At 65.6% G+C, this 15,179-nt stretch carries 14 protein-coding genes; 7 read left to right on the forward strand and 7 right to left on the reverse strand.

The genetic code is table 11. From position 1 onward, the window contains the following. Window positions 1-19: 19 nt before the first annotated feature. From QRN11_RS11460 to QRN11_RS11470, 3 genes are read right to left on the reverse strand one after another with little or no spacing between them, the layout of a single operon-like run. Complete coding sequence (locus QRN11_RS11460) at window positions 20-1,567, reverse strand: aldehyde dehydrogenase family protein (protein WP_285251055.1); 1,548 nt, start codon at window positions 1,565-1,567, stop codon at window positions 20-22. 32 nt (window positions 1,568-1,599) lie between these two features. Then, entirely contained in the window at window positions 1,600-2,571 is a 972-nt protein-coding gene (locus QRN11_RS11465; RefSeq protein WP_285251056.1) for an NAD(P)-dependent oxidoreductase, read from the reverse strand. A 27-nt stretch (window positions 2,572-2,598) separates the two neighbouring features. Continuing rightward, window positions 2,599-3,507: a MurR/RpiR family transcriptional regulator gene (locus QRN11_RS11470; protein WP_285251057.1), complete on the reverse strand. Its 909-nt coding sequence runs from the start codon at window positions 3,505-3,507 to the stop codon at window positions 2,599-2,601. Between the two features lie 144 nt (window positions 3,508-3,651). On the opposite strand from QRN11_RS11470, the gene QRN11_RS11475 reads away from it, so the two are divergent. Further along, window positions 3,652-4,290: a GOLPH3/VPS74 family protein gene (locus tag QRN11_RS11475; RefSeq protein ID WP_285251058.1), complete on the forward strand. Its 639-nt coding sequence runs from the start codon at window positions 3,652-3,654 to the stop codon at window positions 4,288-4,290. 109 nt (window positions 4,291-4,399) lie between these two features. Here QRN11_RS11475 and QRN11_RS11480 read toward each other — a convergent pair whose 3' ends face one another. After that, window positions 4,400-4,819, reverse strand: coding sequence for a universal stress protein (locus tag QRN11_RS11480; protein WP_142056741.1), 420 nt, complete (start codon window positions 4,817-4,819; stop codon window positions 4,400-4,402). Between the two features lie 47 nt (window positions 4,820-4,866). Beyond that, a complete protein-coding gene (locus QRN11_RS11485; protein ID WP_285251149.1) occupies window positions 4,867-5,367 on the reverse strand; it encodes a hypothetical protein in 501 nt (166 codons plus the stop codon). A 257-nt stretch (window positions 5,368-5,624) separates the two neighbouring features. On the opposite strand from QRN11_RS11485, the gene QRN11_RS11490 reads away from it, so the two are divergent. Beyond that, a complete protein-coding gene (locus QRN11_RS11490; protein ID WP_285251059.1) occupies window positions 5,625-6,833 on the forward strand; it encodes an aspartate transaminase in 1,209 nt (402 codons plus the stop codon). Window positions 6,834-6,858: 25 nt separating this feature from the next. Further along, a complete protein-coding gene (locus QRN11_RS11495) occupies window positions 6,859-7,536 on the forward strand; it encodes a 4-carboxy-4-hydroxy-2-oxoadipate aldolase/oxaloacetate decarboxylase (protein WP_285251060.1) in 678 nt (225 codons plus the stop codon). Window positions 7,537-7,650: 114 nt separating this feature from the next. Here QRN11_RS11495 and QRN11_RS11500 read toward each other — a convergent pair whose 3' ends face one another. Together QRN11_RS11500 and QRN11_RS11505 are read right to left on the reverse strand one after the other, a co-directional pair. Next, the gene (locus QRN11_RS11500) at window positions 7,651-9,123 is read right to left on the reverse strand and encodes an HNH endonuclease signature motif containing protein (protein ID WP_285251061.1); all 1,473 of its coding nucleotides are present in this window, start codon (window positions 9,121-9,123) and stop codon (window positions 7,651-7,653) included. A gap of 607 nt (window positions 9,124-9,730) precedes the next feature. Next, window positions 9,731-10,651 carry a LysR substrate-binding domain-containing protein gene (locus QRN11_RS11505; protein WP_285251062.1) on the reverse strand — a complete coding sequence of 307 codons (921 nt, stop codon included), beginning with the start codon at window positions 10,649-10,651 and terminating at the stop codon, window positions 9,731-9,733. Window positions 10,652-11,152: 501 nt separating this feature from the next. Between QRN11_RS11505 and QRN11_RS11510 the strand changes: the two genes are divergently transcribed. From QRN11_RS11510 to QRN11_RS11525, 4 genes are read left to right on the forward strand one after another with little or no spacing between them, the layout of a single operon-like run. Next, window positions 11,153-11,941 (forward strand): LamB/YcsF family protein, encoded by a 789-nt coding sequence (locus QRN11_RS11510; RefSeq protein ID WP_285251063.1) that lies wholly within the window; start codon window positions 11,153-11,155, stop codon window positions 11,939-11,941. 1 nt (window position 11,942) lies between these two features. Continuing rightward, entirely contained in the window at window positions 11,943-12,674 is a 732-nt protein-coding gene (locus QRN11_RS11515) for a 5-oxoprolinase subunit B family protein (RefSeq protein ID WP_285251064.1), read from the forward strand. Further along, window positions 12,671-13,738: a 5-oxoprolinase subunit C family protein gene (locus QRN11_RS11520; protein ID WP_285251065.1), complete on the forward strand. Its 1,068-nt coding sequence runs from the start codon at window positions 12,671-12,673 to the stop codon at window positions 13,736-13,738. The genes QRN11_RS11515 and QRN11_RS11520 overlap by 4 nt, the downstream gene beginning before the upstream one ends. Before the next feature lie 55 nt (window positions 13,739-13,793). After that, entirely contained in the window at window positions 13,794-15,134 is a 1,341-nt protein-coding gene (locus QRN11_RS11525; RefSeq protein ID WP_091421598.1) for an MFS transporter, read from the forward strand. Window positions 15,135-15,179: the final 45 nt, after the last annotated feature.

Below are 15,179 nucleotides of genomic sequence, written 5' to 3' on the forward strand. Positions count from 1 at the left end.
TGCGGCGTTTCAGGGCGGATTAGTAGGAAAGGGACGGGAAAGGCGACCCGGCCGCGCGGGTGGGCACCCAGATGGCCTTCGTCTGCGTGTATTCGTCCAGTACGCCCGGGCCTGAGGAGCGGCCGTGGCCGGAATCGCCGAAGCCGCCGAACGGAACCGCCACGTGGATGGTTTTGTACGAGTTGATCCAGAACGTGCCGGCCTTGACCTCGCGGGCAACGTGGTGGGCGCGGGACACGTCGGAAGTCCAGACTGCACCGGCCAGGCCGAAGTTGGTGTTGTTGGCCCGGGCGATGGCTTCGGCTTCGGTGTCGAAGGCGTCGGCGCCCACTACGGGACCAAAGACCTCCGTGGTTTCGAGGCGGTTGGCCGGGGTGACGCCGTCCAGCAGAGTGGGCATCACCCAGTGCCCGCCTGCCAGGGCGGACCCGGCCAGGGAGTCCGGCAAAGCGGCTTCTGTGACCCGGCGGCCGCCGTCGTTCATTCCTGCTTCGATGAGCGTGGTGACGGTGGCGAACTGCTGGGCGGTGATGATGGGGCCCACCTCGGTGTCCGCGCTGAGCGGGTCGCCCACCCGGAGCCGTGCGGCCTTGGCGGCTACCAGCTCTACGAACTCTGCGTGGACGCTGCGCTCCACGAGCAGGCGCGATCCGGCCACACAGGACTGGCCCGCGCCGGAGAAGATGGCTGAGATGGCGCCATCCGCGGCACGGTCCAGGTCCGCGTCCGCGAAGACGATGTTGGCGCTTTTCCCGCCGAGCTCCAGCAGGGCGGGAATCCCGGCCTGGGCTGCAGCCACGGCGACGCGGCGGCCGGTGGGGACGGAGCCGATGAAGCTCACCTTGCCCACGCGCCGGTCCGTGGTGAGGGCCGCGCCCACAGTCTGGCCCAGCCCGGCCGCCACGTTGAAGACGCCTGCCGGCAGCCCGGCTTCGTGCGCCAGTTGGGCGAGCCGGACCGATGAGGCCGGGGTGAACTCGCTGGGCTTGATGATCACGGCGTTGCCGGCCGCAAGCGGGGCCGCGGAGTTCCAGCCGGCGGTGAACAGGGGAGCATTCCAGGGCGTGATGGCCACGACGACGCCCCACGGGACGCGCTCGGTGTAGGTGTGCCAGTTGCCCGGGACCGGGATGGTCTGGCCGGTCAGCTTGTCCGCCCAGCCGGCGTAATAGCCGAACATTTCAGCAACTTTGGCGGCTTCGGCGCGTGTGTCGCGGATCGGCTTGCCGGTGGTGGCGGATTCGAGGATGGCGAGCTCCTCCCCGTGCTGTTCCACCGCCCGGCTGACGTTGCGGAGGATGGCGGCCCGTTCGAAGCCGTTCAGTGCGCCCCAGACTTTGGCGCCCGCCGTCGAGCTTTCCAGGATGGCGTTGGCACCTTCGGCGCCGGGGTCCGCGTAGGTGGCGAACGGTTTGCCGGTGGCAGCAGCGGTGAGGGTGATGGCCTCGCCGCTGCCGGTGGTTACCTTGCCGTTGACGAAGGCGCCCAGACCGGCGGGGAAGGCCGAATCCAGGACCTTTTTAGCGGTGGCTGCCGAGGAGGAGTTGGGTGCTGTGGTGACGCTCAATGTGGTGTTCCTTTGGGGCTGCGGGTTGGGTGTTAGGTGCCTGCGGAGGTGCCGGAAGCGTTGCCGGGTGCCGCTCCAGGTTTCAGGCCTGGTTCCAGGCCTGGTGCGTTGCTTGGTGCTCCGGCGGGAGTGATGGCCGGGGCCACGGTCCGGGCGATTTCAGTGAAGTCCGCCTTCGGGCCGAGCGCGGCCAGGGCATCCTGCCACTGACTGGCCACGGCGGCCAAGAGTGCGGGCTTTTCGCCGATCCGGGCGGCGACATCCACGGCGAGGGCGGCATCGCGGGCCATCAGGCCCAGGGAGAAACCGGAGTCGTGCGTGCCGCTGAGTACCCAGTTGGGGTACATGTTGGCCGAGACTTTGCTGCCCCCGGACGCATTGCTGATGCTGGCCGCGGCGGTGGCGGGGTCAATGCCGTAGGCCTTGGCAACACCCAATGCTTCCCCCACCGAGACGAGGTTGGCGGCCGCGAGCACGTTGTTGAGGAGTTTGACCACGTTGCCGCTGCCGGGGCCGCCGATGTGGCTGTATTTCCCGCCCGTCAGCGCCAGCAGGACGGGCTCGGCGGCGGCGAGGGCCTCGTCCGTGGCACCGACGAAGGCGCTCAGCGAACCGGTTGCTGCGCCGTCGCGGCCACCGGAGACGGGTGCGTCCACGAAGGCCGCTCCCTGGGTTTGGGCAAGCTCGGCCATGTTTTTGCTGGTGCCTGGTTCGGAGGTGGTGGTGTCGATGATCGCCACGGTGCCTGGCACTTTGAGGAGTTGGGGCACGGTGGTTTCCACGATGCTGGCGGCGGGGAGGGAGAGCACGGCGTAGGGTGTCCCGGCGGCATCCGCGAGGTTGGGAATGGTTTTGATGCCGGTTTGTTCCGCGGCGGTACGTGCCTCGCCGGAGGGGTCGAAGCCGGTGACGTCCCAGCCGGCTTTGTGGAGGGTGGCGGCCATTGCTCCGCCCATGGCACCGAGCCCGATGACGGCTATCCGGCGATCGATCTGGTCATTCATCAAATACTCCTGCGAAGTTAAGGCGGGTCAGTCGAGGTAGATGTCGAGGTCTTTCCATAGCTGCTGGGTGCGGCGGATGGCGGCCCGGCTGCGCTCGGGATGGGCCGCCTCCATCCCGGCGAGCAACCCGTAGACCAGCGAGTTCGCGGCGGTGACCGACTGGAAGAAGGAGATGCCCTCGGATGCCACCACCAGAAGGTGGTCGGCGGCGGCTGCCAGGCGGCCGCGGCGCATGTCGCTGATGGCGATGACCGTGGCACCGGAAGCTTTGGCGGCTTCGGCGGCCACGATGACCTGCCGGACGGAACGCCACATGTTGATCACCACCAGCACGTCGCCGGCGCCAAGGGTGTTGGTGCTCGAAGCCAGGTGGACGCCGCCGCGGTTTTCCAGCGAGATGGGATACCCCATCGTGGAGCCGAGGTGGGCCATCACGCTGGCGGGGCCTGCGAAGGAGCCGATCCCGACGACGGTGATGGACTTCGCCGCGGCCATCGCCGCGATAGCGGCCTCGGCTTCGTCTGCCGTATTCGATTCGAGGGTCAGCCGGAGGTTTTCAACGTCGTGGTTCAGTGCGTCGTGCAAGGGGCTGCGGTGTTCGCCGTGCTCGGTGAGGGTGTCCTCCGTGGAAATCATCACGAGGTAACGCGACCGGAGTTCCCGCTGCAGGTCCGGCCAGCCACGGTAGCCAAGGTGCTGCGCGGCGCGGACCACGGTGGAGTTGTTGACATCGGCCCGCTGCGCGATCTCCGCTATGTCCGCGTAGGAGGAGAGCTGCGGATTCCGGGTGATGACCTCCACCACCCGGCTTTGTGCCTTGGTCAGCGGAACATCCGGGATTGCGTCGCCGAGCCATGCTTGGGAGCTGTCCCCGGCGCCGGGGCTGCCGTTGGCTTCAATGGCGGGGGCTTCCGCTTCTGCGGTGTTGGTGTTCAAGGAAGACCTGTTCTGTAACGCAGATCACTCTGCAAGGGTGATTGCATTAAATGTACTCTGCAATTTCGATTGCTTCCAGTGGTTTGCGTTTCGTGGAGGTAAATCCTCGTTGTGGTGGCCCGTTTCCCGCGGGACCATAGTGGTATGGATGCTGAATCTCCCAATGCCGGGGAGCTGAGCCTTCCCCAGGCGTTCCTCCTTCTCGCAACCAACGACGCTGACGGCGGGGCAGAAATCACCCAGCCCGTTCTGCAAGCCGGTGTAGCCGGGGCAATCCTGGCGGAGCTGGATCTGCTCGGTGCCATTGAACTGCAGGGCAAGCACGTCAGGGTCACAGGCGGCCCTGTGCCCGACGGGGTTCAGCACCACCTGGAGCTCATCCGGCATAAATCAAGGCCGCACACTGCCCATCGCTGGGTTTCAATCCTGGAAAGCCGTGCCGAGGTGCATCGGATTTATGAGGAGCTGGCTGAGCAGGGCGTGGTGAGGCACGTCGGCGAAAAGCGCCTGGGCCTGTTCAGGATCACGCGGTATCCGGAGCAGGACCACGCGCCGAAGGCGGCGCTCCTCAAGGACATTGAGGCCGGGCTGGGAAGCGGAACAGCCGATGCGCGCACCACGGCCTTGATCGGCCTGCTGCATGTGACGGGGCTGCTGGAGAAGCTCTTTGCCGATGCTGATCACCACCGGGCCAGGGACATAGCCAACAGCCACTGGCCCTCCCACGCAGTTGCCGAGGAAATCCGGATGATCGCGCTGGCGGAGGCGGAGGCGGCCACTTAGCACTCGTTGCGGCAGCGCGCTCCCTGGAGCGGGCATTAAACGCAAGCGGACGACGGCGGGAAGTTCCGCCGTCGTCCGGTTTGCTTTTGTTTTTATGTAGGGTGAGCCGTCAGTCGTCGTACGTGTTGGCGATGTAGACGTCGCAGGGGGCGTTGTGCGCCACGCTGTTGGCCACGCTGCCCAGGAGCCGGCCGATGCCGCGCATCCTGCGGTTTCCCACCACGATGACCTTCGCGTCCAGGCGGATGGCTTCCTTGATCAGGGCGTCGGCGGGCTTGCCGCGGGCGGCCGAGTGGGTGATGGACACCTGCCCTGAGTTGGAGAGCGAGTTCGCAACCATCTCGGCGGCGTCCGCGTTTGAGATCCGCACCTTGTCCGACCCGACGCCGAAGGTTTCGGCGCTCTCGGTCTCGAATGCTGTCACCACGTGCAGTGAGGCTCCCAGCGACGCCGCGAGGTCGCGTGCAGCTTCCGCGGCCTTCTTGGCGGACTCGCTGCCGTCCACACCTACAACAACTACGTCACTCATGCCTTGCTCCTCTACTGGTATCCGTTACTTGGCGTTCAGATGCCAGTCTAGAGAACGTGGACCGGTTGCCCCCATGTCATTTTGCGGATGGCATCGCTTTGGAGTCCGCTGAGGGCCGCGAGTTCGAAGTCGTCCATCACGCCGAGCCGGCGTGCCGCAGCCAGGAGTTTCAGGCGCTGTTCCTCAAGTACTGCCCTGGATTCCTCCAACTCAGCGAGCTCGGACTTCAGGCTTGATATGACTCCGAGCTGCTGCTCGGCGGGCTGGCCTGAGGGATGCAGGTCGTTATATGTCAGGCCGATAGTCCTGATGGTCCATCGGGAAAGGCCGGCAGTTTGGGCCAGCCGGGTGACCTTGACGCCGTCCCGGAGCGCCTGCGCAACGTGCTGGTTCAGCCGGGCGGACAGGGGGCGGCTGCTGCTGGCATTGAAGGCAAGCCGCTGCCGGTTCGCCTTTAGCAGCGTCCGGATCTTCTCCGCGTCTACGGCCGGCTTGTCAGGCCTTGGCATTCCGCGGTAGCGGTAGTAGCCGGCGTCGCCATGGTGCATAACGGCCAAGGTCACTCCTCGGTTGGAATTTTGCCGGATGGGCCACGTACCCCGATGGGTCACCTTCGAGGCTAGGCAGTGTCCGATGCGCGCCGGAAATACCAATTGTGAGTGGACCCATAACGGGAAAGTATGGGCTTGCCAGCCATAAGGGACGCTTATCCGTCCACGCAGTATTGGTCTTATCCATACCCGCCGGATTTCCCTAGTGTCGAAGAAACGAGTACCGCTCGCTCCTGACTCCCTAGGAAAAGACCATGCCTGAATTTGTCCCTGCAGCGCGGGTGTCCCGCATCAAGTCTTCGGCCAGCGTGGCCGCCGCCGCCCGTGTACGTGAACTGAAGGCGGAAGGGCGCCGCATCCTCGATCTCACGGTTGGCGAGCCGGACTTCGATACCCCGGCGCATATCAAGGCAGCAGCGGTTGAAGCCATTAGCCGCGGCGAAACCAAATACACGTCCGTCACCGGCACCCCTGCCCTGCAGAAGGCCATCCTCCAGACCCTGGCGCAGCGGACCGGCCTTGAGTACACCCCTGCCGAGATCACCATCGGCGGCGGTGCCAAGCAGGTCATCTTCACCGCATTCATGGCAACGCTCGACGCCGGCGACGAAGTGATTGTCCCCGCCCCCTACTGGGTTTCCTATCCGGACATGGTGCTGGCCAATGACGGCACCCCCGTGGTGGTTCCCTGCGGCGAGGACGTTGGCTTCAAGCTCACGCCCGACGCGCTGACCGGTGCACTGACCGACCGCACGAAGTGGGTCATCCTCAACGCACCGTCCAACCCCACCGGCGCCGTCTACTCACCGGCCGAACTGCGGGCGCTCGCCGATGTCCTGGCCGGCTTCCCGCACGTTTCCGTCCTCACCGACGAAATCTACGACCAGATCTACTTTGGCGACGGCAAGCTGACCAGCCTGGTGGAAGTAGCCCCCGAACTGAAGGACCGCGTCCTCGCCGTCAATGGCGTATCCAAGGCCTACGCCATGACCGGCTGGCGGTTGGGATACGCGGCCGGACCGGCTCCGGTGATTGCCGCCATCAACAAGCTGCAGTCCCAGATCTCGTCCTGCCCATCCTCCGTGAGCCAGGCCGCCGCCGTCGCGGCGCTGACCGGCGACCAGGGCTTCGTCCGGGACAGCCTGGAGGTGTACCGCAAGCGGCGGGATACGGCAGTGGCCAGCCTGAACGCCGTCGACGGTTTGTCCTGCACGACGCCGGAAGGCGCCTTCTACGCCTACGTCAACTGTTCGGGGGTTATTGGCAGGACGACGCCGGATGGCGAAGTCATCAGCGACGACCAGGACTTCACGCTCTACCTGCTGGAGGCCGCCTCCGTGGCGGTCATCCAGGGATCGGCCTATGGCCTGGGCCCGTACTTCCGCATCTCCTACGCCACCAGCCTGGACGTCATCGAGGAGTCCATCGCTGCCATCGACAAGGCCGTCCGGGCCCTCAACTGACCCAACCCACCGAAGGAAAAATGCCGTGATTCACGTTAAAACCAACATCGACCGCCCCAGCGCCGACGCCGTAAGCCGGCTCGCGAAGTTCTCGTCGGCCACCATTCATGAGGCACAGGGGCGCAAGGGCGCGCTGAGCTCCCGCATCAAGCCCATCGACAGGTCCATGTCCTTCTGCGGCCCTGCCACCACGGTCCGGTGCGCCCCACGGGACAACCTCATGCTGCAGGTGGCCATTCACTACGCGCAGCCCGGCGACGTGATCCTGGCCGCCGCGGGGGAGTACGAGGAAGCCGGGACTTTCGGCGATGTCCTCGGCAACGCCATGAAAGCCAAGGACCTGGCCGGCCTGGTGACGGACTCCGGTGTCCGCGACACCCAGGACCTCATTGAGCTTGGGCTGCCCGTCTTCTCCGGCAGCGTGTCCATCAAGGGCACCGTCAAAGAGACCATCGGCCCCATCAACCACCCGGTAGTGTTCGGCGACGAGATCATCTACCCCGGCGACGTCCTGCGCGGCGACGCCGACGGTGTTGTGGTGGTCCGCAAGGACGAGATCGAGGAAGTTATCCGTCTTTCGCAGGAACGCGACGACGCCGAGCGCGAGCTCATCAGCCTGTACAAGGCTGGCGGCACCACCATCGACCTGTGCAACCTCACGGATGTGTTGAAGGCGAAGGGACTGCTGGTCGAGCAGGCCTAGGAGGCGGCGAATTCCAGCCTGAAGTAGCAGTGCAGCCGCCGCGGATCTGGTCCTGCGGCGGCTGCACTGCGTCCCGGTGGTTCAGCTTGTCGAAACCCGGAACCCAGCAACGAGTCAGGCGGGTGGGGCGTGCAGGAACCACTCGAGTGCTTCTTCGCCTGGGGAGAGCCCAAGGTAGATAAAGTCCGGCGGATCCCCAGTCGCGGACTGTAGTTGGGCAGGCCAGTGTGGTGGGTCCCAGTCGTGGTGTTCGGCTTTGTAGTGGCGGCCGGTGGGTGAGGTCCAGCCCGGTGGTTCGTTTTGGGTGGCCGTGGTGGGCGTCCAGCCGGTGACGTGTTTGAGGCGGTGATGTTTCGGGCAGAGCTGGGCCAGGTTACTGATCCCGGTGGTGCCGCCGTGTTGCCAGGCTTGAAGGTGGTCTGCCTCGTTGTCCAGGGAGGGGTTGTTGCAGCCGGGGAAGGTACATTTCCCGTCCCTGAGCTGCAGGGCTTTTTTCATGGCCTTGGTGAGCCGGTAGCTTGTACGGCCGATTTCCAGCGGCGCCCCGTCCCGCGGATCCACCAGCACGCGATAGAACGAACCGGCACCTTCAGCAACTAGCCGCCGGGCCATGGAAGGCGGGATCGGGCCGTAGCCGTCCAGGTTTGCCGGTTCGTCGGTGATGCCCAGGAGGGAGAATACCGGCACGGTGACCAGCACCTGCGCCTGGATCCGCGACGACGGGCCAGCCGCCGCACCGGAGTCGTCACCGCCTGCACCGGCAGACCCGGCGTTGTAGCCGCTGCCAAGGATCGCATCGGTGAACTTGTCGGCCTTCAACTGGGTGAGGGTGCGGGACTCGTCGGGTCCTTGCATCCCGCGGGCGAGGGCGGTGAGCCGGTTCCAGCCCGCCATGGCCTGGTCCGCGGGCAGGCAGGCGGACAGCCAGGCCATCCCGTCCCGATCCGGCCGGTATTCCACCCGCCGGTCCGCCACACCCTTGGCATGGCGTTTCTCGATGGATTCGGGGTGGTGGCGTTCCCGCCAGTTCCTGGCCTTGGCACGGAGCCGGTACGCGGGCAGCTCCCCGATCGGGGCGGCCGTGGCCGGCCTGGGCAGGTCCGGGTCCAGGAAGTGGGCCTCGAGTGCGGCGGCGCCGGCGGGGTCAAGGCCGGCGGTTTCCTCCGCCATGACCAGGGCGTGCGGCCAGGTGATCGTTCCTGTCTGCAACGCCGAGAACGCCAGCGGCAACTCCTTCGCGACCGTGTGGGAGGCGGCCAGGAACGCGCCGGCTGCCCGGGGACCGACGGCCAGGAGGGCGCCGATTTCCGCGGCGACAGCCATTTCCAGTGCCTGCACCGGTGTGTCCGGCCCCGCAACGGCCTGAACAGTGTCCGAGTACGTCACGGCAGCCCTGGCCTTCAAAGCGGCGAACCCGGCCTCCACCACCCGCGCCCCGGCAAGAATGTCCAGGCACCCATCAGCCAAACCGGCCAGCGGATCAGCATCCGAGAACGGCTCCGACCCACAGCCCTCCGCCTCGGCATTGAGCACGGCAAGGGCGGCCTTGATGTCCTCAAACGCCTTCACCACCGCCGCTTTCCCCATGCATCAATCATGGCAAGGGGGTCTGACAATTTGGCGAGAGAGGGGCCGGGGATGGGATGACCCGGACGGTCGCCATTGTCCAGATTGGGAGCAAGCGCCGGAGTGGGCAGGAAACCGAGACAGGAAGGGGAGGTCCCGATACGAAAAGACAGGCTTGGATAGGGAAGGGGCAGGCCTGGGGAAACGCAGGTCAGACGGAAGAAGCGGGGCCGGATATGGAATTGGCAGCTTTCCGCGGAAGAGCCTTCTAACGTGCCGGAAGCGGGTACTCCGGCGGCCCGAACATGGCGTCCTCCAGCAGCCAGACCGTGGACCCGCCCCTGCCTGCCGGCATGAGGCTGCCCTCGAAGACGAAAATAGGGTCCATCGAGCGGTCCTCTGGACGCCAGAATCCATTCGCCGGGCAGTGGAATCCAGTTTTGGCCATCAGGCCCAGACCCTTACCGCCAATTCTCCGCAACGTATCTATCTTTTTCACGGCGTACTCCAATTAATTCTTCAAGGATTGAATCGGCCATAAATTCCGGCCTTGAATTTATTTTAGGATCCACCGTGAAGCAGCGCTAAGACCAAAGACGCGTGACCCAATAAGCGAGGGCTATGGAAACTAGCGGGCGTACTTATTGTTGAGCATTTCCTGAAGCATTTCCTTCAGGACCAGCAGGACTGCGGACGCCGCTTCGGAGAGGGGATCGTGGTCCGGGGTGCACAGGGCGATTTTGCACTGGAGGGCCGGGTCCACGATCCGCAGGACGTTGAAGTCCTCCTCGTGGAACAGGGCATCAGCTGCGGACTTGGGCATGATGGTGGCACCCAGGTCAGCGCGCAGCAACCGGGCGAGTGACGGAACGGATTCCACCTCGCCCACCAGCCGCAGCTCAAGCCCCTTGCTGGTGAGCCCCGCCTGGACAGCCTGGCGAAGAGTGTGGATCTGTTCGGGCAGGAAGAGTCCGTGGCGGGCCACTTCCTCCAGGGAGATCTCGCCGTCCGCGTGATTGACGTCCTCCCGGTTGGCATTGACCACAAAGTGGAGGTCCTCCACGATCATGGTGGTGAACAGCACGCCACGGATGGGGCCGGGCTCGTAGATGAGGGCCATGTCGAGCCGGCCATTCTTGATGGCCTCGCTGAGGACGCCGCCATAGATCTCCGTAACGTGCAGGACGATGTCCGGGTATTTGCGCGCCACTTCGCTGATGATCCGGGGAGTCAGGCTGGAGGCCATGCTGTACGGCGCGATGGCGATAGACACGCGGCCGGAAGGGGCTGCCCCGGACTTGGCAACGTCCTGCCGGGCCTGGTCAACGAGGCGCAGGATGGATTGTGCGTGCCGGTACAGGGTGTGGCCTGCAGCAGTGGGCACCACACCCTGTTTGCTGCGGATCAGCAGCCGTTGCTTCAGGTCGGTCTCCAGGGCAGAGACCTGCTGGCTCAGTGCCGGCTGGGCCACATGCAGCGCCGCGGCCGCCTTGGTGATGCTTCCCGAATCCACGATCTGGACAAAGTACGCAAGCTTTCGCGTATCCATGGCCGCCCTCTCCCTGTTCAGATCGTCGCTGTCCAGAACTCGCCTGTCCGGCCTGTCGGGAACATCGCTGTCCTGAACGCTAATTCACTAATCAGTCATTCTACCCCCGGCCAATCATGCAATTTCCTGATGGCGTCAGATGCTTTTTGCATAAGTAAATGGTTGACTGCTCCGAGCCATTCCTTTTAACATTCCGGAAATGTACGGCACTTACCTTGAAGGCGATCGATAACCGGAATTGGCGGGCAACAGGCCTTTAGTGGAGGAGGTGACATATGGACTCTCTATGCCACAGTCCGGCGGTCATAACCCCCGCCTATCCCGTGACATGGATTACGTCTTTGTGTGATCAAAGTCCCGGTGTCAGACTTTTTTCTACAAGCCCGGCAACCCAGGCAACCGGACCAGAGCCCCACAGGCTGGTCCCCACCACTTCCGCTTCAGGCAACAGGCGCTGTGCCGCTGTACAGCGCTGCGCCAAAACACCCAAGGAGGGCTCAGATGGGACCCACAGTTGATCTCGTGGCAGATCTCGGAGAAGGCTTCGGTGCCTACTCCATGGGCGACGACGCAGCCCTGCTCGAAGTGGTGTCCAGCGCCAACATCGCCTGCGGCTTCCACGCTGGAGATCCGGACATCATGAACACCACCGTGGCCGAATGCGTGCGCCGCGGCGTCAGCATCGGGGCGCACCCGAGCTTCCCGGACCTCCGGGGCTTCGGCCGCCGCGCCATGGACCTCACCGCAGACGAAGTCCGCAACGACGTCCTGTACCAGTTCGGAGCCCTCAGCGCTTTCGCCGCCTACCATGGCGCCGGCGTCGTCCATCTTGCACCGCACGGCCGCCTCGGCAACCTCGTGGCCACGCGCCCCGACTATGCAGAAGCCGTGGCTGACGCGGCCGCCCGCATCAACCCGGATCTCATCGTCCTCGCCCAGGACGGCGAACTCGCCGATGCCGCCGCAGCCCGCCAGCTCCCTGTGGGCATCGTGGGCATCGCAGACCGCGCCTACGAAGCGGACGGCACCCTGGTGCCGCGCAGCCGTCCCGGCGCCGTCATCCATGATCCTTCGGCCATTGTTGAGCGCACCATCCGGATGGTCTGCGAAGGCGTCATCGAAACCGTTGCCGGAACAGACCTCCCGATCGTTGCCGACACCATCCTGCTGCACGGGGACACCCCGGGCGCCGTCCAGCTGGCCCGCCAGGTCCGCGCTGAACTGGAACGCGCCGGCGTCACCATTGCACCGCTCGCCCAGGTCCTCGCCGCCAAAGTGAAAGCCGCCTGACATGCCCGCCACCCCAACGCCAGCACAGCCTCCGGTGGAGGTGTTCGAATCCGGTGACGCCGCCCTCCGCGTCGTCACGTCCTCCCCGGACCGGGAGGCAAACTGGGCGACGGTCCATGCCCTCGCCGGCTGGCTGGACGCTGCCGGTTTCGACGGCGTCCACGGGGCAGTGCCCACCTACGACTCACTTCTCGTGGAATTCGATCCCGGCGTCACCTCAGCGCGCCAGGTCCGGGCTTTCGTCCTTCTGGGCCTGCGCCAGCTCGAATTCACCGGCGCCCCCGCCCGGGAACCCCGCGAATTCCTTGTTCCCGTGGTGTATGGCGGCGAATATGGCCCGGACCTGGAGCGCGTTGCCGAACAACAGCAGCTCTCCGTCGAGGACATCATCGCCCTTCACACCACCAAGTCCTACGTGATCCGCTGCCTGGGCGCCCCCGCCGGCTCGCCCATGATGGACGGCCCCGATTTCCCCTTCCCTGTGCCCCGCCTCAAGGACCCCAGGCTGTCCGTGCCCGCAGGGGCAGTATCGGTGGCCGGCCGGCAGGCAGTAATTGCCCCGGCTGCGGCCCCCGGCGGCTGGTGCGTCATCGGCCAAACCCCCCTGACAGTCCTCGACGTCGCCGCCGAACCACTGGTTCCCTACGTCCCCGGCGACACCCTGCGCTTCCAACAGATCCAGCCCGAAGAGTTCGCGAAGTACGCCGGCAGGAAACTGGAGGCGACACAATGAGCCTGGTCATCCAGCAGCCCGGCAACTCAGTGGTAACAGACCTGGGACGCTTCCGCGGACCCCGGTTCGGGCTGCCCGTGAACGGCGCGCTGGACCAGTTCTCGGCCCGCGCCGCCAACATCCTTGCCGGCAATCCGGACAACGCCCCGCTGCTGGAAGTCACCGCACTGGATTTCCGCATGCGGGCCACTACGGACCTCCTCATCGCCGTCACCGGAGCACCCCTGCACCTCACGGTGGGCGGGCGCGAGTGCCAGCAGTGGGAGCCGGTGTCCGTAAGGGCGGGGGAGACGGTGGCGCTCCGAAGGATCGACGGCGGCCTCCGCGCCTACATCGCCGTCCACGGCTCAGTGGAAGCCCCTGTCCTGCTGGGCAGCTGCGCGCCGGACACCGTCGTCGGCTTCGGCCTGCGGCTCATCGAAGGCACGGAACTGAAGACTTTCCGCAACGTTCCGCCCATCCGCCAGCCATACTTCGACCTTCCCCTCTTCCGCCTGGGCCTCACCCGGCCGCAATTCACCAGCACGGCCGTGGTGGAAGTGACGGACGGACCCGATGTGGAGGAGTTCGGCGGCACTGCGGACCTGCTCTACAACACCGAGTACACCGTCAGCGCCCGGAGCAACCACATCGGCCTGCGGCTGGGCGGGGCCCTTCCCGAACGCCAGTCCACGGCGGAGGTGCTGTCCCGCGGCGTCCCGGTGGGCGCCATCGAGGTGCCGTCCCGGGAAGAGCTCCTGGTGCTGCACCGGGGCCGGGGGGTCACCGCCGGCTACCCCGTCCTGGCAGTGGTCACCAGCCGCTCGCTGGACGTCCTTGCCCAGGCCCGCCCCGGCCACAAGATCACCTTCCGAAGAACCTCCGTCCCGGAAGCAACAGCCAAATACCGCGCAGCGCTCCGGGAACTGGAAACACTCCGCTCCACCGTCAGTACCGTCTTCGCCCTCCTGGGCGTCGGCAACCAGCCAGGCAACCAACCAAGCAACCAATCAAGCACCCAACCAGGCAACCACTACGGCAACCAACCAGGCTGGCCCCGGCTCGCGCCGGCAGCAGGAAGCTAAACACCCTCGCCCCAGCGTCAAACCCTTGTTACCATCCCCTTAAGTAAGGAAAGCCATGTCCACTTCTACGCATGCGGCCCAGCCGCACCAAGAGCGGCTCAGCAGCAAGCAGACCCGCAAGGTCGTCACGGCCGGCTGCGTCGGCATCTTTGTGGAACTTTATGACAACGGCATCTTCGCCTTCATGGCGGGGACCCTGGCCCTTGTTTTCCTGGCTCCCGGCAACCCGGACAACGCCCTGTTGTTCGTCTTCGCCGGCTACGCCGTCTCCTTCTTCGTGCGCCCCCTCGGCGCCGTGGTCTGCGGCTACCTGGGCGACAGGATAGGGCGGCAAAAGCTGCTGGTCTTCGTCATCCTGCTGATCAGCGTGGCAACAGCCGGCATCGGCCTGCTGCCCAACTACGCGGCCATCGGGATCGCGGCGCCCATCCTGCTGGTGCTGCTCCGGCTGCTGCAGGGTTTCTCCGTGGGCGGCGAAGCTGCCGGCGCCATGACCTTCCTCGCCGAGCACGCCCCTGAAGGCAAGCGCGGCATCATCACCTCCTACGCCCAGATCGCCTCCTTCGCGGCACTGCTCACCGGCACGCTGGTTGCCTTCTCCATGTCCCCCTGGCTCACCCAGGCAGCGATCGACGGCGGCGGGTTCGGTGCGTTCGCATGGCGCATTCCGTTCCTGGTGGCCATCCCCATGGGCATCATCGGCTGGTACATCCGCAAGGCCATCGCGGACACCCCCAACTTCCAGAAGCTCAAGGAAGAAGGCGGACTGTCCAAGAACCCGCTCAAGGAAGCCTTCGCCTCCGCAGAGCACCGCCGCGCCATGCTGCTGGCCCTGTTCATCCCGCTGATGAACGGCTCCGGCTACTACGTCCTGTTCTCCTACATGCCCACCTTCCTCAAGGGCAAGCAGCTCAACTTCACCATCGGCGAGGCACTGCTGGTCACCGCCTGCAGCCTGGTGGTCATCTGCATCGCCATCCCGTTTATGGGCGCACTCTCTGACCGGGTAGGCCGCAAGAAGGTCATCGCCGGTTCCGCCATCGCCATGGCCGTCCTGGGCATCCCCTCCTACGCCCTGATCGCCACCGGCGAGATGGCCCTGGCCATCCTGGGTGCCTGCATCATGGCAGTGGTCTTCGCCGGCCACACGGCAGTGATCCACATCCTGATCGTGGAACTCTTCCCCACCCGCGTCCGCTACTCCGCCTACGGCCTGGGCTACAACATCTCCTCGGCACTCTTCGGCGGCACCGCCCCGCTGCTGATGACCTGGCTGATCTCGTCCACCGGCAACATCTACATGCCCGCCTTCTACGCCGTGATTACCGCACTGGGCACGCTCGCCGCCGTCAGCACGGTGAAGGACCGGGCGCACCTGCCGCTCCGCGACGCCTGACCTTTCCCGAGACAACTACCACCGCAGCCCCGAGCTGCCCACAGG

Origin of the sequence: Pseudarthrobacter sp. fls2-241-R2A-168, assembly GCF_030209335.1 — a bacterium.
Lineage (GTDB): Bacteria > Actinomycetota > Actinomycetes > Actinomycetales > Micrococcaceae > Arthrobacter.

What these genes read in the sequence shown, in the direction of transcription:
- QRN11_RS11465 (WP_285251056.1), bottom strand. Translation starts at nt 2,571, where the DNA reads ATGAATGACCAGATCGATCGCCGGATAGCCGTCATCGGGCTCGGTGCC.
- QRN11_RS11475 (WP_285251058.1), top strand. Translation starts at nt 3,652, where the DNA reads ATGGATGCTGAATCTCCCAATGCCGGGGAGCTGAGCCTTCCCCAGGCG.
- QRN11_RS11480 (WP_142056741.1), bottom strand. Translation starts at nt 4,819, where the DNA reads ATGAGTGACGTAGTTGTTGTAGGTGTGGACGGCAGCGAGTCCGCCAAG.
- QRN11_RS11485 (WP_285251149.1), bottom strand. Translation starts at nt 5,367, where the DNA reads ATGCACCATGGCGACGCCGGCTACTACCGCTACCGCGGAATGCCAAGG.
- QRN11_RS11490 (WP_285251059.1), top strand. Translation starts at nt 5,625, where the DNA reads ATGCCTGAATTTGTCCCTGCAGCGCGGGTGTCCCGCATCAAGTCTTCG.
- QRN11_RS11500 (WP_285251061.1), bottom strand. Translation starts at nt 9,123, where the DNA reads ATGGGGAAAGCGGCGGTGGTGAAGGCGTTTGAGGACATCAAGGCCGCC.
- QRN11_RS11505 (WP_285251062.1), bottom strand. Translation starts at nt 10,651, where the DNA reads ATGGATACGCGAAAGCTTGCGTACTTTGTCCAGATCGTGGATTCGGGA.
- QRN11_RS11510 (WP_285251063.1), top strand. Translation starts at nt 11,153, where the DNA reads ATGGGACCCACAGTTGATCTCGTGGCAGATCTCGGAGAAGGCTTCGGT.
- QRN11_RS11515 (WP_285251064.1), top strand. Translation starts at nt 11,943, where the DNA reads ATGCCCGCCACCCCAACGCCAGCACAGCCTCCGGTGGAGGTGTTCGAA.
- QRN11_RS11520 (WP_285251065.1), top strand. Translation starts at nt 12,671, where the DNA reads ATGAGCCTGGTCATCCAGCAGCCCGGCAACTCAGTGGTAACAGACCTG.
- QRN11_RS11525 (WP_091421598.1), top strand. Translation starts at nt 13,794, where the DNA reads ATGTCCACTTCTACGCATGCGGCCCAGCCGCACCAAGAGCGGCTCAGC.